We start from the raw sequence: 22,720 nt of genomic DNA, 5'->3' as shown, positions 1-22,720 counted from the left end.
GTTATGACCATCAACACCCGCCCAGGACTGGACTTGGTTCCCGCTTACCGACAGGGAAAGGCCGCATCGCCTGGAGCCTCGAAGCTCTCCTCGAATGAATCCCCCCACCAGCCGTTGGACTCGGTCGTCACTGCCGTGACCGAACGCTTGACCACGATCCACCGCTACCCCGATATCGGTGCCGCGCAGCTGCGTGATGCCATCGCCGGCAAGTACGCGGTGAATGCCGACAATATCGCCCTGGGCGCAGGATCTGTTGAAGTCGCTTCCCAGTTGATCCACGCCGTGGCCGGCCCGGGCGATGAAGTCGTATTCGCCTGGCGTTCCTTCGAGGCCTATCCGTCCCTGGTGCGTATCGCCGGGGCGGTCCCCGTTGAGGTTCCGTTGAATCAGGACGCGGCCCATGACCTGCCTGCCATGCTCGAGGCCATTACCGAGCGCACCAAGCTGATCTTCATCTGCAACCCCAACAATCCCACCGGTACAGTGGTTGATGCCCAGCAGCTCGATGACTTCGTGAACGCCGTTCCACGCGATGTGTTGGTGGTGATCGACGAGGCCTACGTTCATTTCGACCGTTCGGCAGTTCGTGCCGATGGGCTTGCCCTCTTTGCCAAGTATCCGCATGTGGCTGTACTGCATACCTTCTCCAAGGCCTACGGGCTGGCCGGGTTACGCATCGGCTATGCCATCGCGCCGACCGAGGTGGCACAGAACCTGAACAAGGTGGCCATCCCGTTTTCGGTCACCGACCTGGCGCAGGTTGCCGCCCTGGCTTCCCTTCGGGCCGAGGTGGAACTTGCCGCGCGGATCAGCGAGGTTGTCCAACAGCGTGAACGTCTGCTGCAGGGACTGCTGGCCGCCGGATACCCTGCCATTGCCTCACAAGCGAACTTCGTATGGGTTCCGGCCGGGGAGGCCAGTGCCGAGCTGGAAGCACTGCTGGATGCCGGTGGCGTGGTGGCACGTACCTTTGCCGGGGAGGGCGTTCGCATCTCCTCGGGCACGTCCCAGGACGTTGATCGCGTCCTGAAGGCCGTGGCCGGTCAGCGGTCGGAGGTCACCGCATGAATCGCTCCGCTCTGAAGGCACCGCGGACCCCGGCCGCGCCCGCTGCCACAGGCAATCAGCTGCACACGGGACTGACCCGCTCGCAGATCTCCATGATGGGTCTGGGTGGCGCCATCGGTGCCGGGCTCTTCGTCGGCTCGGGGCAGGCGATTTCCATTGCGGGGCCCGCGGTCCTGGTCTCCTACCTGCTGGCCGGCACCATTGTCATTGTGATCATGGCAATGCTGGCCGAAATGGTGGCCGCCAATCCATCAGCGGGCGCCTTCAGCACCTTTGCCCACAAGGCCCTGGGGCGAAGTGCCGGCAGCACCGTGGGATGGCTGTACTGGATCCAGCTGGTGGTGGTGATCGCGGCCGAGGCCACCGGTGCCGCGGCAATCCTGTCCACCTGGTTCCACGGGATTCCGCAATGGTCCTGGGTCCTGCTCTTTGTTGTTGTCCTCACCGGGGTGAACCTGCTGGGTGTGGGAAATTACGGAAAGTTCGAATTCTGGTTCGCCTTCATCAAGGTGGCCGCGATCCTCGCGTTCCTGGTGCTCGGCGCCCTGGTGATCTTCGGGGTGATCCCCACCAGCCAGCCGGTCGGATTCGCGAACTTCGTGGACAACGGGGGCTTCGCGCCCAGCGGTATGGCCGGCATTGCCGCGGCCCTGCTGATCGTGATCTTCTCCTTCGGCGGAACCGAGGTTGTCTCGATCGCGGCGGCCGAATCGGATGATCCGGCGGGGAACATCAAGCGCACTGTCTCGCAGGTGATGCTGCGGATCCTGTTCTTCTACCTGGGATCGATCATCGTGATCCTCGCGGTGCTTCCGTGGAACTCCCCTGCCGTGGTCGAGGGGCCGTTCTCCGCAGTGCTCGCGGTGCTCAATGTCCCCGGAGTGGAACTGTTGATGTCGCTGCTGATCGTCATCGCCCTGCTCTCGGCGATGAACGCCAACATCTACGGGGCCTCACGCATGCTGTACTCGCTGGGTAGCCGCAAAATGGCTCCGACCCTGGTCACCACGGTGACCGGCAAGGGGGTTCCGGCCAATGCGGTCATCTGGTCGGTCTCGTTCTCATTCATTGCCGTGGGCCTGAACTGGGTATGGCCCGATGCGGTGATGCCGTTGTTGCTGAATGTGGTGGGTTCCACCATCATCGTGATCTGGAGTTTCATTGCGGTGACCCAGTTCGTCCTGCGTCGTCGTGCGGAGCGTGAGGGGACGGCCATGCCGCTGAAGTTGTGGGGATTCCCCTACTTGTCGCTGGCAACCATCGCGGCAATGCTCGGCATCATGGGCATGGCCATGACCGACGCCACGGCCCGCACCCAGTTGCTGCTGACCCTGGGATTGACCGGGATGCTCTGGCTCTTCTCGAAACTGAGCAAGCGAACCACGGCGGAAGTCGACGTCCGCTAGCTGCTCGCTTGAGCCAACGGGGCCGGGACACTGCGCAACAATCGTTGCGCGGGGTTCCGGCCCTATTGCTGTTGCCGACGCACCATTTCCTCGATCCAGATCGGCGCAAACGGCGAGGTGCAGCCCGGCGAGGTCGGGTAGTCTGCCAGCACCTGCAGGTCGTGGCCGATCTGCAGGGCCCGTGGGCGCAAGTCCGGGTCGTTGATGCCGATCGTGGCCAGCACATTGTTCATGGCCCACTGCAGCCGGTCCGGTGCCTGGGCCATCCTGGCTTCGATGACATCCAGCAGTCCGGTGAAGTCCAGAACCTCGGGTTTCTTGGTGACCTGGTGGGCGGTCAATTCCCAGCCCGCGGCGGCCACCACCGTATCCTCCTGGGCGAACCAGCGCTGGCGCATTGTTTCGAGGTGGGGACTTTTCTTGACTACGTAGTTGATGAACCAGTCATTGACCTTGGGGACGGTGCTATCGCGCATCCATTGCTCAAGCTGTTCTTCGCTGAACTTCTTCGGCTGGCAGATGAGCAATGCCAGCAGCCGAAGGGTGGTGTCCCCGGTTCGCCACAGTTCCCCGGCCAGCTCCTGGTTGGTCTTCAACGCCTTGGCCACGGCCCTCAGCTTGGTGAGGTTTACGCCGAAATCGTTGCCGTGCTTCTCATTGGTCGCCCGCATCCGGGGGTCCTCCAAGGACTCGATTTCCGCGCGGATCTCCACCACGGTGCTCTGCGGATTCAAGGTACTCTGCCAGGCCATACTCGCTCCCCTAGGATTCACGTCGCTGTCACCCATCACTTTACTGGTACCGGCTTATACGCATCAGCCCCCGAGCTGGGTTCCGATATCCGTGATCCACTCTCGCTGACGGCGGGTCTCCACGGCACGCGGCCGGTAGTTCTCCCGGATCCATTCCACGGCATTGGCCGCTTCCACTCCCCCGAGGACTGCTATCAGCGCCAGCGCGGTCCCCGTCCTGCCCGTTCCACCGGAGCAGACAACCAGCACGCGTTCGGTTGCAGCGCGCCGATGGGCTTCCCTTAGCCTCGACACCACTTCTGTGGTCGAGCGCGGAAGCCTGAAGTCGGGCCAGCGGATCCATTCAAAGTCCGTGGCGGTCTTCCGCGGCGCCCTGACCTGCAAATACACCACCAGATCCGCGTCACCCATCAGGTTCCGGGCTGCGCGTCGTGACGAGCCGCGCACCGTTCGCCCGTCGGGTAGCTCAATGACCCCAGGCATGCTTGTATTCCATCCGCTCACCTTGCCAAACTAGCACCTGCCATGTGGAACGGCCACGATAATGCCGGTGATTTCCGGGCATAATTCAGGTGGCATCTCTGGGGCACTTGCCCCCAATTCCATGTATGAATAATGGGCGAGTTTCCGAATATTCCGGTTCAGAGTTTTCATAGGGAATATCCGGTACCTCGGATTCACCGGATCCCTGGGCTCGCGTTTCGCGTACCTGTCCGCGGACGGGTACGGCCGCACCCGCAGCGCTGGTACCCAGCTCGATCACGCGTCTAAACCACGCCTTGACTAAGAGGTTCATGAAGTACAGTTAATGGAATCTAACTAGTAATCAGCAATTGATCTGGAACTTTACGAGCCGCGAACCAGTGAATCTGTTACACTCGAAGCAGTAGACCCGCCAGGTGGCGGGATTTTCTCCCAGCACGTGAACGCCCTTTGGTGTGTCTGGCTGGGTTGCGACTGGTGCTTTTTTCTTGATTCCACGCGGTGTCACCAGGTCCGTCTGAGAGATACTTTCCACCGCGTGATGGATAATATTAGGCTGAAAAGCCGGAGAGGTACGCTTGCCACAACGCGTTGCAATTATCGGAGCAGGACCCAGCGGAATGGCCCAGCTCAGGGCCTTTGAATCAGCCCGGAAATCCGGCCGTCCGGTCCCGGAAATCATCTGTTACGAAAAACAGGAGGACTGGGGCGGACAATGGAACTTCAGCTGGCGCACCGGAATCGACCGGCACGGTGAACCGGTGCACTCAAGCATGTACCGCAACCTGTGGTCCAATGGTCCGAAAGAAGCCCTCGAATTTGCCGAGTACACCTTCGACGAACACTTCGGTCGCCCCATCTCCTCCTACCCGCCACGTGAAGTGCTCTGGGACTACATTAACGGGCGGGTCGAGAAATCCGATGTGAAAAAGCACGTCCGGTTCTCGACTGTCGTACGCTGGGTTGACTTCAATGCGGAAACCCAGCTTTTCACCGTCACGGTCCAGGACCTGAAAACCGGGCAGACTGAAAGTAACGAATTCGATCACGTCATTGTCGGTTCGGGACACTTCAGTTTCCCCAACGTCCCGGAATTCAAGGGTATTGAATCCTACCCCGGCATATTAATGCACGCCCACGACTTCCGTGGGGCCGAAGGATTGGCCGGCAAGGATGTGCTGCTCATCGGGGCCAGCTACTCGGCCGAGGATATCGGTGTCCAGGCCTTCAAGATGGGCGCCAGCTCGGTGACCATCAGCTACCGGTCGGCGGCCATGGGCTTCGACTGGCCCGAGGGCATGGACGAGCTGCCGCTCGTGGATCGTTTCGAAGGCTCCGTGGCGCATTTCCGCGATGGCCAGTCACGCACGTACGACGCGGTGATCCTGTGCACCGGTTACCTGCACCACTACCCCTTCCTGCCTGCAGATCTGGCTCTGTCCTCGCCGAATAATCTCTACCCGGATACGCTCTACCGCGGCGTGGTCAGCGAGGCCAACAACAAGCTGTTCTACCTGGGTGCCCAGGATCAGTGGTTCACCTTCAACATGTTTGATGCCCAGGCCTGGTACGTGCGTGACGTCATTCTGGGTGATGCCACCTTGCCCTCGGCCGCAAAGCAGCGGCAGGATATCGATGCCTGGCTTGAGCGTCTCGCAGCATTGGCCACCGCAGCCGACGAGGTCCGTTTCCAGGCTGACTACATCCGGGACCTGATCGAACAAACCGACTACCCGATGTTCGACCTCGACGAGGTCACCCGGATCTTCCTGGCCTGGAAGAACGACAAACAGCACAACATCCTGAACTACCGTGACCAGGTGTACCCTTCGGTCATGACCGGCACCATGGCCGAAGTACACCACACACCGTGGTTACGCGAGCTCGACGATTCGCTGGAACGCTACCTTTCCGTTCCGGAAGAGGATGAGATCGAGCGGTTGGTCCGCGGGGAAAAGAGTTCGGTGGGTAAGACTTCCAGGAAGTAGTCGGCACTACGCGGTTCCATGGGGCCGTGGCCGGTGCGCACTCCGCGGAATGGGCGAATTCAAGCGTTCTATACAACGCCAGGCTGCTAAGCCACGAACGGTAGTTCATCAAGACGCTCGGCTGGAATTTTCCAGTCGAGCGTTTTACGTGGCCGCCCGTTGTGCAGATGACACACATGCTCCAAGCCCACTGGACCTTACACGGATAGATCCCCGCCGATCCACAAACCACGCTCCAGGACCTGTCCAGCCACCACCGTGGCACCGGTGGCAAGACATCCAGACCGGCCATCGCGTGCTAGGCTGCACCACCCGACTAATATCAAGAGAAGGGGACCGACCTTGAGTTATGCACTGCAACTACAGGCCAGGATGGCTGCCGCACCCGCTGCCGTCTACCGGGCCCTGACCAACACCACGGCCCTGGAGACATGGTTCGCCGAGAACGCAGACGTCTCGCTGCCCGAACAACGCTTCGAGTTCTGGGGCCGGCACACTCCCCAGGGTGAACGCGGTCACCACGCCCTGCTGACAGCGACGCCGGGCAAACTGCTGCGCTTCAGCTGGAAGCTCGACGGCCAGCGGACGATCGTAGAAATCAGGTTGGTGCCCGACGGCGAAGACCACACGATCCTGCGCCTACACCAAGACGGGCTGCCCACCCTCGAAGAGATGTTGTCCCCCACAGGCCGGCGCGACGGCCTACACACGATGCACACCTTCTGGGGTCTGGCCTTGGCTAATCTCGCCGAGTACTTCGACGGCAGAGCGCTGACGCCGAAGGCGGACTTCCGAGCCAGCCGGTCCGACGAGATTCGCGTGAGCCTCGAAATCGCCGCATCACCGGAAGCGGTGTTTGCGTCGCTGGTCGACCCCGAGCAGGTCAAGGACTGGTTCGGCTGGGAGATTGAAATCGAGCCGCGGCTGGAAGGCAAGATCACCCTGGGCGCCGACGGGAAAATCTTCGAGTTCGAATCCGCCCAGCGGCTCGCCTACTCCGAGCCTGACGGGTCGGTCGTACGCTGGGAACTCGAAGGTTCTGATGCCAAGACCTATCTCACCTTCGTACAAACCGGCTACGCGGACGACGAATGGGACAGCGCTGCCCAGCATGAGGCAGGGTGGCTGGGCAGCCTCGCTGAACTCAAGCGTATGCACGAACTCGGAAAGGACTGGATGCCTTTGATCACAGAGCGTCCAAGCGGCGACGAACCGAACAGCGAGACCGATAGGAGGAGGCAGGATCGAACGGACCTCCCCTGAGGATCGTGGGTCATGTTCGTCTTCGCCCTGGCTAGTCTGCTGCTGAGTCGCCGTTGCGGCACCGTTGTTCTGCGCGTGATAATGGCAACAGCTGCTGCCGGTAGCGTCCTCCTGCTCCGTCAGACCTTCGATGATCCTGACTTGGCCAGTACCTTTGCGGCCAGCTGACGAATCCACCTCGGTACCTTGATGCCGACCGATGTCAGCGCCTAGAGAACCCGTTACCGAGGATCCGACCATGGAATGTGGATGACAGGCCCTTGGGGCCAGCACGAGCACGCATCCACGGATGGCTAGCAATGCCAAGAATGTTGGCGAAAAAGGAATACGCCGAATCGTAGAACGTGAAAACCCAATGGCGCGGATACTGCCACGCCGCCGGATCACCGTTTACAAGCGAAGCGCATGCAGGCCCAGGTACGACCGCGTTGCTGTGATGAACTCATTAAGACAGGACACATGCACCCGGTAGAGTGTCCAGAAAGTGTCCACTCCCAATCTGCTTGGTCATCTTTAGGCAGGACGCGACAAGATTCACGGATTGTCAAGAACCAACAAAAACACCCCCGGAAATCCGCATGATTGCACGGGATCCCGAGGGTGTCGAGGGGTGGAGCTAAGGGGAATCGAACCCCTGACCTTTTCATTGCGAACGAAACGCTCTACCAACTGAGCTATAGCCCCAACGGAATAGAGATTACTCCAGAGCAAGTGCTACATCCAAATCCGGCATCGGGCGCGGAGGGTTGATGATCTGTGGACCGGTCCTGCCGACGTGGTAGTCCCACTTTCCTGCCGGGCTGCGGTGGTGCCCCACGGCTTCACTCGTCATCCACTGTGACCGTGGGACACTGCCTGGGCCCTATCAGTGTCACGGAATCATTGACCGGGCCGATACCCTGACGCTAGCCTTTGCACACCGCACAGGATTCAGGGGGCAGCTATGGAAACCATGGACGTCGACTATCGGCTACCGGTCACTGTCGTGACGATCGCCGGAACCAGGACTAGCGTGGACAACCCGATTCTGGATCCACGCAGGACGACGAATCGAATGGCCCAAATCGGTATTGAAATTGTGCCCGACCCCGACGTGCCACAGAAAATCCAGGTCGATCCCGTGTCCTGGGCCAAACGTTCGGTCACCGTCTCATTACGTGCCGATGGCCGGCTCAGTGCCGTGAATTCAGAATATGAGGACCAGTCAGGTGCCCGCCTGACCGGCGCATTGCGCATCGGCACCACCATGTTCGGTACCGTCGCTCCGTTGGCCGTCGGGCTGCTCGGCCCGGCCGGTGGTGCCATGCTGGCTGCTGCCGCGGGACTAACCGGCGGATTCATGGCCCACTCAGATATCAGTCTGCGCGGGTTCGCAGCCCAAGCCGTCCCCGCCCGGCCGGGACAGCCGCCAGCTGCCATCGAACGCCCGGATCCCACGGAACTCGGCATCGACTGGCGATACGTCCGCGCCCACCCCGAACAGGCGGAGTTGCTGGCGGATCTGCGCTTCTCGCGGGTGTTGCTCGTCGTCCGCCGTGGAAAGTGCACATACCAACCTGCGGCGCCGGATATGGCAGCACTAAGCCGTGAGCTGCGGCAGGTCAATAAGGCGTTGGACGACCTGCGTCCAGGGTTGGAGGAAGCTGAAACACAGTACACCTCCTGGGTAAGAGAGCAGGCCTCCACCGTCGTCGACCAGTTCTACCGGACCTTTACGCTGGATCAGCTGCCCACCGATGAGGAACTCCATCAGGCAGCCGCGAACAACTTTTGGCGTGTGGGGTCCAAACGTGAGCCTGGGTGGCAACGGCTTTTCAAGAACCTGCATGTGGCCGTGTCCGTCGAGATACTCAACGCTGCCCCCGATCAGCAGGGAGCAAACAGCACTGCCGCTCAGGACCCACCAGCCCCGAACAGGACCCTGACGTACCGGCGAGCACAACTGGCCCGCATCACCCAATGGAAAATCGTGATCGGTGAGGAGAACAAGTACCAGTTGAGGCGGGAGCTGGTGGAGACGAAGGTGGTGGTACTGCCAGGTAGCGAACAGTATCTGCCGCTGTTCCTCCAGGACGGGAAACGGACCATGTCCGTGGCATTTGATTCCGATGGCCTGCTGGGCGAGGTGTCGTTCGAACACACCGATTCGAAGGTGACCCGCGCCGAACAGCTCAGGGACTTGCCAGGACTTCTGGCTGGAGCTGTCGAATCGGGTGGGAAGATCGCCAAGGGTCTGGAAGGCGCACTTCCGACCCCTGCCGATCCGTTGGAGGAGCTACGTGCGGAGCTGGAGGAAACGGAGCTACGTGCCCGGCTGGGTAGGGCCAGGGTGCTCGTCTCGGATCCGACACGCAGCTTGACGTTGTTCTACGACCACACAGATGCCCAGGCCCCGGATTAGCCTAGTTTGGCCCGGACCATCTGGGAAACGGCTTTACCGTCGAAACGCCCGGCGATTTCGGCACCCACCAGCTTCATGGCCCTGCCCATGTCCTTCATGGTCAACTCATGGTCCGAGGCAAGCTCGCCCATGATCCGTTCCACGATTTCCCGTGCCTCCTGCTCGGTGAGCAACTTCGGCAGGTAGCTTGAAATGAAGGCGGCCTCGGCCAGCTCCCGTTCCGCCCGTTCGGCCCGGCCATCCTCGCTGGCGATCTTGGCGGTTTCCTCACGGTTGGCAACCTCCTTGCGCAGCAGGTTCTCAACCTCCTGGTCAGTCATTTCCGTGGGATTCTTACCGGACTTCTCCTTGGTGCCAATCGCACTGAGGATATTTCGCAAGGTGGTCTTCTCCAGCTCGTTTCCGGCCTTCAAATGGGCAATGCTGTCATCACGCAGGCGCGCTTTTAAGCTCATCGGTATTTCTCCTTGTATGGTCCTAGATTCGACTTTACTCGCTTGACGTCATCACCACCCTCATTGCCGAGCGACGGAGTCGTGATGCTACCGGTTCTCCGCCACTGCGACACTGTGGACCCCTTCCGCAGTTGACCTCGACTACCCGATTCTGGCAGGGCAACCGTGGCATGTCACCCACCGGGGTTTGCGGCGATGGGTCCCGAACGACTGCAAACATCACATGGACTGGTATGAGGGTAACTGGCCGCCGGTTGCACCGCCGACTTGTACGGATTCCGCTGTGTCAAAAAGAAAATTCCGCCGGGCTAGTGCCCAGCGGAATTTTCATGTACGAGCTGTCTCATTTTCTCGAGTGGAGGTAAGGGGATTCGAACCCCTGACCTTCTGCATGCCATGCAGACGCGCTACCAACTGCGCCATACCCCCGAAGGATTTGCCACCTTCATCAGGCAACTCATTCATCATAGTTGAGTTGCCGAGCCAGAGGCAAATCCGGTGTTACTTTCCGGTTTCCAGCACTTCGGCGGGAAGCTCGATCACCGGGCAATCGGCCCACAGGCGTTCCAGCGCGTAGAACACCCGGTCTTCCTGGTGCTGAACGTGCACAACCACATCCCCGTAGTCCAGCAGCACCCAACGACCCATGCCGAAGCCCTCACGGCGTACTGGGCGCAAGTCGTACTTCTCCAGCACCTTCGCCTGCACTTCATCGACAATGGCGTTGACCTGGGGTTCGGATCCTCCCGAGACGATCAGGAAGGCGTCGGTTACACCGAGTCGGTCGGCAACGTCCAATGCGACGATATTTTCAGCTTTTTTCTCGCTGGCAGCCAGGGCTGCAATGTGAACGAGCTGGATGGAATCAGCGTGTGCGCCCATAAAATGGAGTGTCTCCTTGAAGAGGGATTGGGTATGCTCAAGTATAGTTCAGCGGCGGGCGTCAGTTGCTGAGCATCATGATGATCCCCGCCACCAGGGCAATGCCACCGACTGCCAGGGCAGCGATCATGGCCAGGAACATGTTGTTCGCCCGGCGCACCCCGGCGGTCTGCGCATCCAATGGCTGCAGCCCCTGGGCCTGGACGGCATCAACACGTGGAAGATCCACTACGTCGAATGCGGCGTCCTCGGCTACCACGGCACTAGCCGTGGCAACCTGCGGCTTGCTGGCCTTCGGTGATTTCGCTGCCGCCTTGGACGCTGGTTGCACAGCAGGCTTGGGCGCAGGCTTGCCCGCTGGTTTAGGCGCAGGCTTACCCTGCGCCTTGCCCGCGGGCTTCGCCGCCGACTTATTCGCAGCTGGGGCCTTCTTCTTGGCTGCAGGACTCTTGGTACCGGCAGTGAAGTCCAGGGACACGCTCTCGGTCGGTGGGCCGGAAACGCCCGAGCGGGCGACCTTGTCCTCGAATTCGCGGATATTGCCCATGGCACCGGTGAAGGGGTCCGGTGAGGTGACTTCCTTGCCGGCCTTGACGTTTTCCTGGCGAATCCGCTCTCGCTCGGCCGCACGACGGGAAATGATGGCGGCACGCGCCGCCATTTCGCGCTGATGCGCCAGGACTTCCAGGTCGATTTCGTTGTCGTCATCGCGCAGCAGGTTTGGATCCACCGGCGGGGCCGGAGCAAGCTGGCGGCGCGCCGCCAGGGCCTCCTCGACACTCATCACGGTGGTTTCCGGCGCGTCTTCCTCAGCGGTAGACCGCGGCTTGGACACAGCCGCGCCCGGCTTCTTCACTGGCGATTGACCGCCGTCGTTTTTCTGTTGCTCGGCCAGTGCCTGCAAACGCAACTGGCGGCGGGTCAGTGGCTTGGGATCCTCGGCGGCTTCCACCGTCGGGACGTTGGTGGTCAGCTGCGAGACCTCTTCCTGAAGGCGCCGACGCTCCCGCAGTGCCTCGCGATCACGGGCACGACGCAGCGATGCCCGCTCCCCCAGTGCGGGTTCGGCCGGGTCGGATACCGGGACCTGTGCGGGCTTGGCTGCCGGTGCGGCGGGTCCTGGCTTCGCCTTGGACGGGGTTTGAGCGGTTGGCCGACTCGTCTCCGGCTTGGGCGCGGGAGGTGTTGCCTTGGCTTTGGCTGGTGCCGCAGGTTTGGCGGGGGCTCCGGTGGACGGCTTGGCCGACGGGGCCGATTTCTTGGCTGGGGTGGGGCTCTTCGCCGGGGCCGTGGCGGCAGGGGGCTGCGGCTTCGCTGCCGGCGGGTTCTCGGATGCCTCGGCCGGGGCCTTCTGCCCTCGGGCCGCTTGTTCCCGGGCTTCCTGTTCAGCCTTGCTGCTGGCCAGCAGGGCTTCCATTTCGGCCCGCCGCTTTTCACGCAGAGCTCGCCGGCTTGAAGCCGGCTGCGTGTTATCGCTCATCCTGTCCTTCTCCCGACCGCGTAGACGATTAACTGCACCCTTACCTAGTGATTATGCCGTGTTCGGGGTGTTCCCCTGGGGGTGCGACTCGGTATACAAGCCATATTTTGCAATGTACTGCACCACACCGTCCGGCACTAGATACCATACCGGTTTCCCTGCCGCGACGCGGGCGCGACAGTCGGTGGAGGAAATCGACAGGGCCGGGATCTCCAGTTCCGAGGCACTGTCCTGGGCGACTTCCGGCATCTGGTGTCCTGGCCGGGTCACCCCCACGAAATGCGCCAGCTCCCACAGCTGATCGGCATCCTTCCAGCTCATGATCTGGCTCATCGCATCGGCGCCGGTGATGAAGAACAGTTCCGCGTCGAGACGCTGGGCCTGCAGGTCACGCAGGGTATCGATGGTGTAGGTATCCCCACCCCGATCGATATCGACCCGGCTGACCGTAAAACGTGGATTGGAGGCGGTGGCGATGACCGTCATCAGGTAGCGCATTTCCGCCGGGGTGACGACACGGTCGGCCTTCTGCCACGGTTGGCCGGTCGGCACGAATACCACTTCATCCAGGTCGTACTCCGCGGCAACTTCGCTGGCTGCCACCAGGTGCCCATTGTGGATGGGGTCAAAAGTACCGCCCATGACGCCGAGGCGAAATGGGCGGTTCTGTGCTGGAGGATTCACTAGTGGCTAGTGCTTGGTCTCGTGCACCTTGGTTTGGCGGTGGATGTCATGCGGTTCGGGCTTCGCCACGTGGCGGTTGCCGACGTTGGTGTACGACAGGGTCACCAACAAGCCGATCATCAGCGCCAGGAAGATTCCGCCGCCAATGAGCAGGGCCCAGGTGTCGCCGGATAGGCCGGATTCGGTAGCTGCTACAGCCAGGTTCAGAGCGTTCAAGTAACTCTCCAGATACTCATTGTGATCAACGGCCGACCATCGATCAACCACTTACGATACGTTCTTCTACATCCTACCGAAAACGGTTGACAGAAACTATTTACGAATATGCCCGTCACCCTGTACAACCCATTTCGTGGTTGTCAGTTCGGCCAGGCCCATCGGACCGCGGGCGTGGATCTTCTGGGTCGAGATCCCCACTTCAGCCCCCAACCCCAACTGGCCGCCATCGGTGAAGCGTGTCGAGGCGTTGACGATCACGGCGGCGGAATCGATTTCCGCGATGAAACGCTCGGAACTTTGCAGGCTGCCGGTGATGATCGCCTCGGTATGGCCGGTGGAGTAGGTACGGATATGTTCCAGCGCCTCATCCATGTCGCTGACCAGCTTCACCGCGATATCCAGATCTAGGTATTCATTGGCCCAGTCGTTCTCATCGGCGGTGACCGGCTCCAAACCGGCGGCTAGTTCCCCGGCCCGCGCCTCGGTGTGCAAGCGCACCCCCGCCTTGCTCAGTTCCTTGAGTACCGGCAGCCCGGCCGCGGCATCCTGGTGGATCAGCAGGGTTTCGACGGTATTGCAGACGCTGGGCCGCTGGGTCTTGGCGTTGAGCAGGATGTCGATGGCCATCTCGGTATCGGCACTCTGGTCGATGTAGATGTGCACATTGCCTTCACCGGTTTCGATGACCGGAACCTTGGCGGTGGTCACCACCCGTTGGATCAGTTCGCGGCCGCCGCGTGGGATCAGTACGTCGATCTTGCCGCGCGCACCCATCATCGCGTCCGCCCCGGCACGCCCGAACTCGTCCACCGAGATCACCAGGTCGCGTGGCAGCGACACCTTCTCCAGCGCATCGCGGATCAGGCCGACCAGGGCCAGGTTGGAGTTCAATGCCGCGGAGCCTCCGCGCAGCAGCACCGCGTTGCCGCTCTTGAGCGAGAGCCCGGCAATATCAACGGTCACATTGGGGCGGGCCTCGTAGATGGTGCCGATCACCCCCATGGGCACGTTGACCTGGCGCATGCGCAGGCCGTTGGGCAGGGTTTCACCGCGCACCACCCTGCCCACGGGGTCGGGCAGTCCGGCCAGTTCCTCCAGCGCGCCAATCAGCCCGTCGATCCGGGCATCGTCCAGTTTCAGCCGGTCCAGCATGGCCTTGGAGGTGCCCTCGGCTCGTCCGGCTTCCAGGTCCTCGGCGTTGGCCTGCAGGATCCGTGACCGGTTCTCATCCAGGGTCTTGCCGATCTGGCGCAACGCCCGGTCCTTCCAGTCCCGGTTGGCCCGGGAAAGCACACGTGAGGCCTTCCGGGCGCGGGTCGCCAGGGTGCTGACGGCTTCCTCGGCGGACTGGGTGCTGGTGCTGCTGGATGCTTCGAGACTCATGTATCCATGATAGGAACAGGCCTACAGCAAGGCTAGATCATCGACATGTACCACGGAGCGTTCGTAACCTTCACCCAGCCAGGTGCTCAGCTGGTTGGTGGTGCGCCCCAGCATCGCCGGCAGTTCGTGGGAAGCGTAGTTGACCAGCCCGCGGGCGAAGACCTTGCCATGCTGATCGCAGATCTCCACCGCATCCCCGGCCTCGAATTCGCCTTGTACTGCCGTGATCCCGGCGGCCAGCAGGGAGTTCTGCCCGCTGCGCACGGCCCGGGTCGCCCCGGCATCGATGCTCAGCTTGCCGCGCGGCTTGGCCAGGTGTGCCAGCCACACATCGCGGGCGGAGCGGCGGGTGTTGCGGGCGGCAAACCAGGTGCCCACATCGCGTCCCCGCAATGCGGCGGCAGCGTTATCGGCGGAGGTGACCAGTGCCGGGATCCCCGAGGAGGAACTCATGACCGCGGCTTCCACCTTGGTGACCATGCCGCCGGTTCCCACTCCGGCTTCCCCGGCCGACCCCAGGTCCACCGCATCGAGGTCGGATGGATCCTGGATCACCGGGATCCGGGTTCCGCCATGGCGCGGATGGGCGTCGTACACCGAGTCGACATCGGAGAACAACAGCAGCGCATCGGCCTTGACCAGGTGGGCCACCAGGGAGGCCAGCCGGTCGTTGTCGCCGAAACGGATCTCGTGGGTCGCCACGGTGTCGTTCTCGTTCACGATCGGCAGCACGCCCAGGTTCAGCAGGCGCACCAGGGAACGCAACGCGTTGGTGTAGGTCTGCCGGCGGCGCAGGTCATCGGCGGTCAGCAACACCTGGGCCACGGTGATCCCATGGCCGGCGAACTCGGTGGTGTACTGGGCCAGCAGCAGGCCCTGGCCCACCGCCGCGGCCGCCTGCTGGGTGGCCAGGTCCCTCGGCCGCTTGACCAGACCCAACGGGGCCAGGCCGGCGGCCACGGCTCCGGAGGAGACCAGGATGATTTCCGTGCCGGTGCCCGCGGCAGCGGCCAGGGCATCAACCAGCGCCTTCAGCCGTTCGCGTGAGATGCCGCCGTCCATGGTGGTCAGCGAGGATGATCCGACCTTCACCACCAGACGCTGGGCCTTGGGCAGCTGGCTACGGGAGGTGATGGCCGATAGCGTCTTCGTTGCCCGTACGCTCATGGATCTCAGTCTTCCTTAGTCTCTTCCGGTTGCGCCTCGGTGGGCTTGGCCCCGGACCGTTGCACGCTTTCGGTCCAGATCCCGGCCTTGCGCTCGGCTTCCAGTTCGGCGCGCGCCGCGGCCTTGGCCGCCTTGCGCTCTTCGTGTTCGGCACGCTTCTGTTCGCGGGTGGGGCGGCTGCGGTCTTCCAGACGCACATCCTCGCCACGACGCCCACCACCGAGCAGTTCGGCCCCGGCGGCCATGGTCGGCTCCCAGTCGAAGACCACGGAGTTCTCTTCCGCGCCGATGACCACCGCGTCCCCGGGCAAGGCGCCGGCCTTGAACAGCCCGTCCTCCACCCCGAGACGGTTCAACCGGTCGGCCAGGTAGCCAACGGCCTCGTCGTTGGAGAAGTCGGTCTGCATGATCCAGCGTTCGGGCTTCTCACCGACCACCCGCCACAGCGGTTCCAGGTTCTGCTCCTCACGGCGAATCATGAATTCCTTCTTGTTCACCGAGCGGGGACGGATCACCGGGACATCGACCACCGGGGCGGCGTGCTCCACCGTGGAGCGTGCCTCGGTAACCAATTCAGCCATGGCAAAGGACAATTCACGCAATCCGTTACGCGACAGGGCGGAGATCTCGAAGACCCGGTAGCCGCGCTTTTCCAGTTCCGGACGCACGAATTCGGCCATATCGGCCCCGTCGGGCATGTCCACCTTGTTCAGTGCGATCAGCTTCGGGCGTTCGGTCAGCGGCACAATGGTCCCGTCGGTGCCGGCGAAGGAGGAGTCCACCGCGTAGGCGGCCAGCTCGGATTCGATGACTTCCAGATCGGTCAGCGGGTCGCGATCCGATTCCAGCGACGCGCAGTCCAGTACGTGCACGATCGCCGCGCAGCGTTCGACGTGGCGCAGGAACTCGTGCCCCAGGCCCTTGCCTTCGGACGCACCGGGGATCAGGCCGGGCACATCGGCCACGGTGTAGCGGACCTCGCCGGCCTGCACCACCCCGAGATTCGGGACCAGGGTGGTGAACGGGTAGTCGGCGATCTTCGGCCGTGCTGCGGACAGGGCGGCGATCAGCGAGGACTTGCCGGCCGAGGGGTAGCCGACCAGGGCGATGTCCGCCACGGTCTTCAGCTCCAGCACCACATCCTGCTCCTGGCCGGGAATACCCAGCAGGGCGAAGCCCGGCGCCTTGCGCTTGTCCGAGGAGATGGCGGCATTGCCCAGCCCGCCCTGGCCGCCGGCCGCGGCCAGGTACTCGTCCCCGGGGTTGACCAGGTCGGCCAGGATGTCCCCGTTCCGGTTCTTGACAATGGTTCCGGCGGGAACCGGCAACACCAGGTCCTCGCCCTGCTTGCCGGGGCGCAATCCGCCCTTCCCGGGCTCGCCGTTGCCGGCCTTGCGGTGCGGCAGGTGGTGGAAGTCCAGCAAAGTGGTCACCTGCGGGGAAACCCGCAGCACGATGTCTCCACCGTTGCCTCCGTTGCCGCCGTCGGGTCCACCTAGGGGCTTGAATTTCTCTCGGCGGATGGAAACACAGCCATGCCCGCCATTACCGGCTGTGACATGTAGTGTTACGCGATCAACGAATGCGGCCACGGGATTCTTCTCCTTGAATAAGGGGATGCGAGTGTTCCTCGCCATTAAGTCTAGCTAAACGCACGCAAGGGGTGGGCCGGAAACCCGGCCCACCCCTTGACGTACTAAAAGTTTTGCCTGATGCCTGGAATTAGGCGGCAGAAACCACATTCACCACTCGGCGACCACGACGGGTACCGAATTCAACCGCACCGGCGGTCAGGGCGAACAGGGTGTCGTCCTTGCCACGTCCCACGCCGGCGCCCGGGTGGAAGTGGGTGCCACGCTGGCGAACAATGATTTCGCCTGCGTTGACTTCCTGGCCACCGAAGCGCTTGACGCCCAGGAACTGCGGGTTGGAGTCGCGACCATTCTTGGTCGAGCTCGCACCTTTCTTACTTGCCATAGCTTAAACCTCTTTCGCTACAAATATTCTTGTCTAAACGATACGCCCGGACTAGGCGATCGAGGTGACCTTGACCTTGGTCAAAGCGGCACGGAAGCCCTGGCGCTTCTTGTAACCGGTCTTGTTCTTGTACTTCTGGATAACGATCTTCGGACCGCGAAGGTTTTCCACAACCTCGGCGGTGACCTTGACCTTGGCCAGCTCGGCGGCTGCGGAAGTTACCTTCTCGCCGTCCACCAGCAGCAATGCCGGAAGTTCAATGGAGCTGCCTGCGGCAGCCTTAAGACGGTCAACGGTGATGAGGTCTCCTACGGAAACCTTCTCCTGGTGGCCGCCTGCGCGGACAATTGCGTACACCACGTGGGTACTCACTTCTACTCGACGTTTATTGTCTTACCGGCGCAGAAATCGACCCTTATTCCTCCAGCGAGGGAACGATCCGGGGATCTCATGCGCTTGTGCCTTGACGCCGAGCGGAAAATCCGTGATCTTGGCGTTTAGCACCGATGAACCAGATTACGCTAGGAAACGCTGCCGGGGCAAATGGAAACCGCCCCGGCGCGCCCTGCGTGATCAGGATCATCTTTTCAGTTCGCGTACCGGAACCCCCACTCCGAGCATGACCGGCGCTGCGGTCGGCTCGGCGGAGGCACCGCTTGGCTTACTGGTTGTATCCATCTGCACCCGGTTTCCCGACGCAGTGGCTACCTCGCCCACGATGACTTCGGCGTTCGCATCCCCCTGAGCCGAGACGGCTCGGCGGCTGCGACGCTTGGGCTTCGTGGAACTCTGTGGGGCCGCGGCCACCGGTGCTGCCACCGGTTCCGCAGCGGGCTGGGCACCGCTGGAAGGCATCGCCAGTCCGGTCAGTACCGGCTGGTCCTGTTCCGCGGCCACCTTGCCGGTGTCGCGACTGGAGGCACGGCGTGGGCCGCGTCCTGCGCTGCGGGACTCGGCCGCGGGTTGCGCTGCGGCGGAGTCCTCGGACTGGTCCGGCGCGGGCTCGTCGTGCGTTGCACCGCTACGTGAACGAGAGCGCGAACGGCGACGCTGCTTGCGTGGACGTCCCCCCTCCGAGGAGTCCGCGGATGGCTCGGAAGCCCCCTCGCCCTGCGGGAGGACTGCTTCCAGCTCCTCCAGGCTCGCCGGAGCCTCGGCGCCGGCTGTGCCCTCGGCCGGATCGGCGGCCTCGGCAAGATGTGACGCGGCGGCGATACTGGCCAGCGCGCTGCGGGTCGCCTCGGTCTTCTGCGAGTCCTGCCCCTCGGCTGCCGGGCTCTCTGCCACCTTGGTCTCTTCCGGGCCCTGGCTGCCGCCACGACGGCGACGGCTGGACCGGCTCCCGGACTTGGAGTCCTGGGACTTCTTGGAGTGGACTTCGCCCTGGGAGCTGTAGCTCTTGCGGTGCTCCACGGGTTCTTCGTGGGTGATCACGCCGCTGCCGGCGCAATGTTCACAGGATTCGCCGAAAACCTCCAGCAGGCCGGTGCCCATGCGCTTGCGGGTCATCTGCACCAGCCCCAGGCTGGTTACTTCGGCGACCTGGTGCTTGGTGCGGTCACGGCCCAGGCACTCCACCAGACGACGCAGGACGAGGTCGCGGTTGGCTTCCAGGACCATGTCGATGAAGTCGATGACGATGATGCCACCGATATCGCGTAGCCGCAGCTGGCGAACGACCTCCTCGGCCGCCTCCAGGTTGTTCTTGGTCACGGTCTCTTCGAGGTTGCCACCCGAACCGGTGAACTTGCCGGTATTGACATCCACCACGGTCATCGCCTCGGTGCGGTCGATCACCAGCGAGCCACCCGAAGGCAGGAACACCTTGCGGTCCAGCGCCTTGTTGATCTGCTCGTCGATCCGGTACTTGGCGAAGATGTCCTCCTCGCCGGTCCACTGTTCCAACCGGCCCAGCAGGTCCGGGGCCACGTACATCACATAGGCCTCGATGGTGTCCCAGGCCTGTTCACCCGAGACGATCAGCTTGGTGAAGTCCTCGTTGAAGACATCACGTACCACCTTGATGGTCAGGTCCGGCTCGGAGTAGAGCAGTTCCGGGGCCAGCGTCTTGGTGGACGTGGCCTGCTGGTCGATGCCCTCCCACTGGGCGCGCAGCCGGTTGATGTCGTTCATCAACTCTTCCTCGCTGGCGCCTTCGGCCGCGGTGCGCACGATGACACCGGCGTTCTCCGGCAGGTGGTCCTTCAGGATCTTCTTCAGCCGCTGGCGTTCCACATCGGGAAGCTTGCGCGAGATCCCGGTCATCGAACCACCAGGCACGTACACCAGGTACCGCCCGGGAAGGGAGACCTGGCTGGTCAACCGGGCACCCTTGTGACCCACCGGGTCCTTGGTCACCTGGACCAGCACCGAGTCACCGGCCTTGAGCGCATTCTCGATGCGGCGCGGCTGGCCCTCAAGCCCGGCCACATCCCAATTGACCTCACCGGCGTAGAGCACGGCGTTGCGTCCACGTCCGATGTCTACGAACGCGGCTTCCATGGAAGGCAGCACGTTTTGCACCTTGCCCAGGTACACGTTGCCGATCAGCGAATCCTGCTGGGTCTTGGACACGAAATGCTCGGCGAGCACCCCGTCCTCCAGCACACCGATCTGGATCCGGTCCTCGCGTTGGCGCACAATCATCTGGCGCTCCACCGATTCGCGGCGGGCCAGGAATTCGGCCTCGGTGATCACCTGGCGACGCCGTCCGGTTTCCCGCGATTCACGGCGGCGCTGGCGCTTGGCTTCCAGACGGGTGGAGCCGCGTACGCTGGTGACCTTGTTCGACACGTGGGTCTCGGCACTGGCCCGTGGGGCGCGTACCCGGGTGACGGTGTTCGGCGGATCGTCGTGCGAGCCTCCGTCGAGTTCCAGGTCCACATCCCCGCGCCGGCGCCGCCGCCGGCGGCGCGAGGTGACCTCGTCGCTTTCCGACTCGTCGGTTGCCGCGGGGTCCGGGCGCTGCTCGGCTTTGGCCTTGGGCAGGGCGTGGCGCACCACGGTGTGGGCGGCCTCGGGCACCGCGAAGGGGTTGATCATCATGATGCTGCCATGTTCCGCCAGCAGCGCACCGGTGTGGTCTTCGGTTTCTTCGACCACTGGCTGCTGTTCATTGGCATTGGTTTCCTCCACCTGAGCGGTGGCCAGGTCCTTGGGTTCGGTTGCGGCCTCGGCAACTGGTGCCGGGTCCTTCACCTGCTCGGTTTCGGTGTGCGCCGTCCGTTGCGCCTGTTGGGCGCGGCGTTCGGCTTGACGGTTCATCCGCGCGGTGTCGGGGGTGCTCACTTGGGTCCGTCGGGTAACCCGCAACCGGTTGGTCGGGGGTTCCACGCCGGCTGCGGCGTTCAGTTCGGCCAAGGTCATGGCTTGGCGCAGTGGACGTGCAGGGGTTGTGGCAACGGTGGTGCGGCGGGCACGAGTCGAGCGATTGCCTCGTTTATTGCCCCCGGAACCACCCTTGCGTTCTTTTGATGCGCTCATCAGGTTCGCGTACTCCTCTAAAACATTCCGGCGCCGGCGCTTCCACAGACAGCGCAGCAGCCGAAACTCTATTCATTTATGCCTACGGCCGACCGGTGAAGGCCTGCCGGGCATCAAAGTCCTGTGTCATTCCGCCTGGCCTTATTTCCGTGGATGCATAATTGCACCGCGGAATTAAGGCACGGTCAACGGGGGTGCTTTAAAACCGGCTGTTTTCCTTTACAGCCCTTCGATCCGCGGTCTTCGTCCGGGAGGCGCACTTTAGGGGCACTCAACCGGAGCGATACATCGCCAGACGATCTGTCGTTCAAAGTCTCTCGTTGGGTTGAATACAGACTGTGGATCCGCGAACAACCATTTATATTCTCTCATATCCCAGTACAACACGGTTCACCGCTCCTATCTGACACACAGCAAACCCTTCTAGGATTATCAGGACAGCTGCGCTTTCCCGTGCAATTCCACGAACATATGGACTAGACAGAACATGGTTTCTTCCCAAGAGAATTCCTCTGCCCCGGGCGTGTTGCCCTGGTGGGCCACCCACCGCGGATTCGGTATCTTCGCCGTGTTGACGGCGCTGGTCTCCTTCATCGCCTCGGCGATCCTGGTCCTCGAGCGCCTGGCACTGTTCAAGAATCCGGATTACGTCACCAGTTGCGATTTCAGCCCTTGGGTCTCCTGTGGAACGGTGATGAAGTCCTGGCAGGCCGAATTGTTCGGCTTCCCGAACCCCCTGCTGGGGATTGTCGGCTTTGCCGTGGTGATCACCGTGGGCATGTCCGTGTTGGCCGGAGCCCGGTTCGCGCAATGGTACTGGCTGGGCTTCCAGTTGGGCATCACCCTGGCCATGGTGTTCATCGGCTGGTTGTGGTCCCAGGCGCTTTACGACATCAATGCGCTGTGCCTGTACTGCATGGTGGTCTGGGCCATGGTGATTCCGCTGTTTGTGCACACCACCGCGCGCAACATCATTCACGGGGTGATCCCGGCAGGTGACGGGGCCAGGAAGTTCGCGGCCGAATGGTCCTGGGTCATCACCGTTATCCTGTTGCTGCTCACCGCGGCAAGCATCGTGATGCGCTTCCCTAACGCCTTCTTCGGCTAAGGACGTGAATCGGCGACTGCGGATGGGGGTCACCGCACTGGCGGTGATCCCCCTCGGTCTGTTGCTGCGCTCCCTGCCGCTGGGGTTGGTTGCCGACCTGGCCGGCGGGGTGCTGTACGCGGCATTGATCTACCTGCTGGTGGCCTGCCTGGCCCCGCGCTGGCGCCCGGCAACCGTCGCCCTGTGGGCCATGTCCTGGTGTTTCGCGGTGGAGCTGCTGCAACTCAGTGGCCTGCCGGCGGATCTTGCCAGGATTTTCCCCCCATCCAGACTGGTTTTCGGTACCGGTTTCTCCGCACTGGACCTCGTGGCCTACGTGCCCGGCGTGCTGTTCCCCTGGCTGGTCGATCGGCGCCGCTCAGGAATCCTGTCGGGGGCCACCGCCCAGTGTCCCGATTAGGCCCCGGCGTGTCGGGCCCCGACCGGGAGCGTTTTCCCCCGGATTTTCCGCTTGATCCGATCCGGCCATTGCCCCGGCCATCCCCGCCGGTTGTGAGCTATCCCCCACTACGCGGCAA

The 22,720-nt window shown here is 62.6% G+C and carries 20 protein-coding genes and 2 tRNA genes; 7 read left to right on the top strand and 15 right to left on the bottom strand.

Going from position 1 to position 22,720, the window contains the following annotated elements:
- The first annotated feature begins 3 nt into the window (after window positions 1-3).
- Together hisC and OK351_RS04140 are read left to right on the top strand one after the other, a co-directional pair.
- Complete coding sequence (hisC, locus tag OK351_RS04145) at window positions 4-1,071, top strand: histidinol-phosphate transaminase (protein WP_265156092.1); 1,068 nt, start codon at window positions 4-6, stop codon at window positions 1,069-1,071.
- Window positions 1,068-2,477 carry an amino acid permease gene (locus OK351_RS04140; RefSeq protein ID WP_265156091.1) on the top strand — a complete coding sequence of 470 codons (1,410 nt, stop codon included), beginning with the start codon at window positions 1,068-1,070 and terminating at the stop codon, window positions 2,475-2,477. The genes hisC and OK351_RS04140 overlap by 4 nt, the downstream gene beginning before the upstream one ends.
- A 62-nt stretch (window positions 2,478-2,539) precedes the next feature.
- Here OK351_RS04140 and OK351_RS04135 read toward each other — a convergent pair whose 3' ends face one another.
- Window positions 2,540-3,229 (bottom strand): DNA alkylation repair protein, encoded by a 690-nt coding sequence (locus tag OK351_RS04135; protein ID WP_265156090.1) that lies wholly within the window; start codon window positions 3,227-3,229, stop codon window positions 2,540-2,542.
- 63 nt (window positions 3,230-3,292) lie between these two features.
- Window positions 3,293-3,712 (bottom strand): protein-tyrosine phosphatase family protein, encoded by a 420-nt coding sequence (locus OK351_RS04130; RefSeq protein ID WP_265156089.1) that lies wholly within the window; start codon window positions 3,710-3,712, stop codon window positions 3,293-3,295.
- Between the two features lie 620 nt (window positions 3,713-4,332).
- Between OK351_RS04130 and OK351_RS04125 the strand changes: the two genes are divergently transcribed.
- A complete protein-coding gene (locus OK351_RS04125; RefSeq protein ID WP_371931374.1) occupies window positions 4,333-5,700 on the top strand; it encodes an NAD(P)-binding domain-containing protein in 1,368 nt (455 codons plus the stop codon).
- A gap of 342 nt (window positions 5,701-6,042) precedes the next feature.
- The gene (locus tag OK351_RS04120) at window positions 6,043-6,963 is read left to right on the top strand and encodes an SRPBCC family protein (RefSeq protein ID WP_265156087.1); all 921 of its coding nucleotides are present in this window, start codon (window positions 6,043-6,045) and stop codon (window positions 6,961-6,963) included.
- Window positions 6,964-7,574: 611 nt separating this feature from the next.
- On the opposite strand, the gene OK351_RS04115 is transcribed toward OK351_RS04120, so the two are convergent.
- Window positions 7,575-7,647, bottom strand: a tRNA-Ala gene (locus OK351_RS04115).
- Between the two features lie 259 nt (window positions 7,648-7,906).
- On the opposite strand from OK351_RS04115, the gene OK351_RS04110 reads away from it, so the two are divergent.
- On the top strand, window positions 7,907-9,364 hold the full coding sequence (locus OK351_RS04110; protein ID WP_265156086.1) for a hypothetical protein: 1,458 nt from the start codon (window positions 7,907-7,909) through the stop codon (window positions 9,362-9,364).
- Here the strand turns inward: OK351_RS04110 and OK351_RS04105 are convergent.
- From OK351_RS04105 to OK351_RS04050, 12 genes are all read right to left on the bottom strand, one after another.
- A complete protein-coding gene (locus tag OK351_RS04105) occupies window positions 9,361-9,819 on the bottom strand; it encodes a GatB/YqeY domain-containing protein (protein ID WP_265156085.1) in 459 nt (152 codons plus the stop codon). The genes OK351_RS04110 and OK351_RS04105 overlap by 4 nt on opposite strands.
- Before the next feature lie 356 nt (window positions 9,820-10,175).
- Window positions 10,176-10,248 (bottom strand) — tRNA-Ala (locus OK351_RS04100).
- Window positions 10,249-10,320: 72 nt separating this feature from the next.
- Entirely contained in the window at window positions 10,321-10,701 is a 381-nt protein-coding gene (gene rsfS / locus OK351_RS04095) for a ribosome silencing factor (RefSeq protein WP_265156084.1), read from the bottom strand.
- A 61-nt stretch (window positions 10,702-10,762) separates the two neighbouring features.
- Window positions 10,763-12,181 carry a hypothetical protein gene (locus OK351_RS04090; protein WP_265156083.1) on the bottom strand — a complete coding sequence of 473 codons (1,419 nt, stop codon included), beginning with the start codon at window positions 12,179-12,181 and terminating at the stop codon, window positions 10,763-10,765.
- A gap of 51 nt (window positions 12,182-12,232) precedes the next feature.
- Window positions 12,233-12,865 carry a nicotinate-nucleotide adenylyltransferase gene (gene nadD / locus OK351_RS04085; RefSeq protein ID WP_265156082.1) on the bottom strand — a complete coding sequence of 211 codons (633 nt, stop codon included), beginning with the start codon at window positions 12,863-12,865 and terminating at the stop codon, window positions 12,233-12,235.
- Between the two features lie 6 nt (window positions 12,866-12,871).
- Window positions 12,872-13,081: a hypothetical protein gene (locus tag OK351_RS04080; protein WP_265156081.1), complete on the bottom strand. Its 210-nt coding sequence runs from the start codon at window positions 13,079-13,081 to the stop codon at window positions 12,872-12,874.
- 96 nt (window positions 13,082-13,177) lie between these two features.
- On the bottom strand, window positions 13,178-14,467 hold the full coding sequence (locus tag OK351_RS04075; protein WP_265156080.1) for a glutamate-5-semialdehyde dehydrogenase: 1,290 nt from the start codon (window positions 14,465-14,467) through the stop codon (window positions 13,178-13,180).
- A gap of 21 nt (window positions 14,468-14,488) precedes the next feature.
- Complete coding sequence (gene proB / locus OK351_RS04070; protein WP_265156079.1) at window positions 14,489-15,634, bottom strand: glutamate 5-kinase; 1,146 nt, start codon at window positions 15,632-15,634, stop codon at window positions 14,489-14,491.
- Between the two features lie 5 nt (window positions 15,635-15,639).
- Window positions 15,640-17,226: a GTPase ObgE gene (obgE, locus tag OK351_RS04065; protein ID WP_265156078.1), complete on the bottom strand. Its 1,587-nt coding sequence runs from the start codon at window positions 17,224-17,226 to the stop codon at window positions 15,640-15,642.
- Window positions 17,227-17,356: 130 nt separating this feature from the next.
- Window positions 17,357-17,611, bottom strand: a complete 255-nt coding sequence (rpmA, locus tag OK351_RS04060; RefSeq protein WP_265156077.1) for a 50S ribosomal protein L27 — start codon at window positions 17,609-17,611, stop codon at window positions 17,357-17,359.
- Between the two features lie 51 nt (window positions 17,612-17,662).
- Complete coding sequence (gene rplU, locus OK351_RS04055; protein ID WP_265156709.1) at window positions 17,663-17,971, bottom strand: 50S ribosomal protein L21; 309 nt, start codon at window positions 17,969-17,971, stop codon at window positions 17,663-17,665.
- 219 nt (window positions 17,972-18,190) lie between these two features.
- Entirely contained in the window at window positions 18,191-21,094 is a 2,904-nt protein-coding gene (locus OK351_RS04050; protein ID WP_265156076.1) for an Rne/Rng family ribonuclease, read from the bottom strand.
- A 487-nt stretch (window positions 21,095-21,581) separates the two neighbouring features.
- On the opposite strand from OK351_RS04050, the gene OK351_RS04045 reads away from it, so the two are divergent.
- Window positions 21,582-22,202, top strand: coding sequence for a vitamin K epoxide reductase family protein (locus tag OK351_RS04045; protein ID WP_265156075.1), 621 nt, complete (start codon window positions 21,582-21,584; stop codon window positions 22,200-22,202).
- A 4-nt stretch (window positions 22,203-22,206) separates the two neighbouring features.
- Window positions 22,207-22,602: a ribosomal maturation YjgA family protein gene (locus OK351_RS04040; protein WP_265156074.1), complete on the top strand. Its 396-nt coding sequence runs from the start codon at window positions 22,207-22,209 to the stop codon at window positions 22,600-22,602.
- Window positions 22,603-22,720 lie beyond the last annotated feature (118 nt).

Origin of the sequence: Glutamicibacter sp. MNS18 (assembly GCF_026107515.2) — a bacterium.
Classification (GTDB): Bacteria; Actinomycetota; Actinomycetes; order Actinomycetales; family Micrococcaceae; genus Glutamicibacter.
The sequence above is the reverse complement of the archived record's forward strand: the minus strand, read 5'-3'. Positions and strand labels throughout refer to the sequence as shown.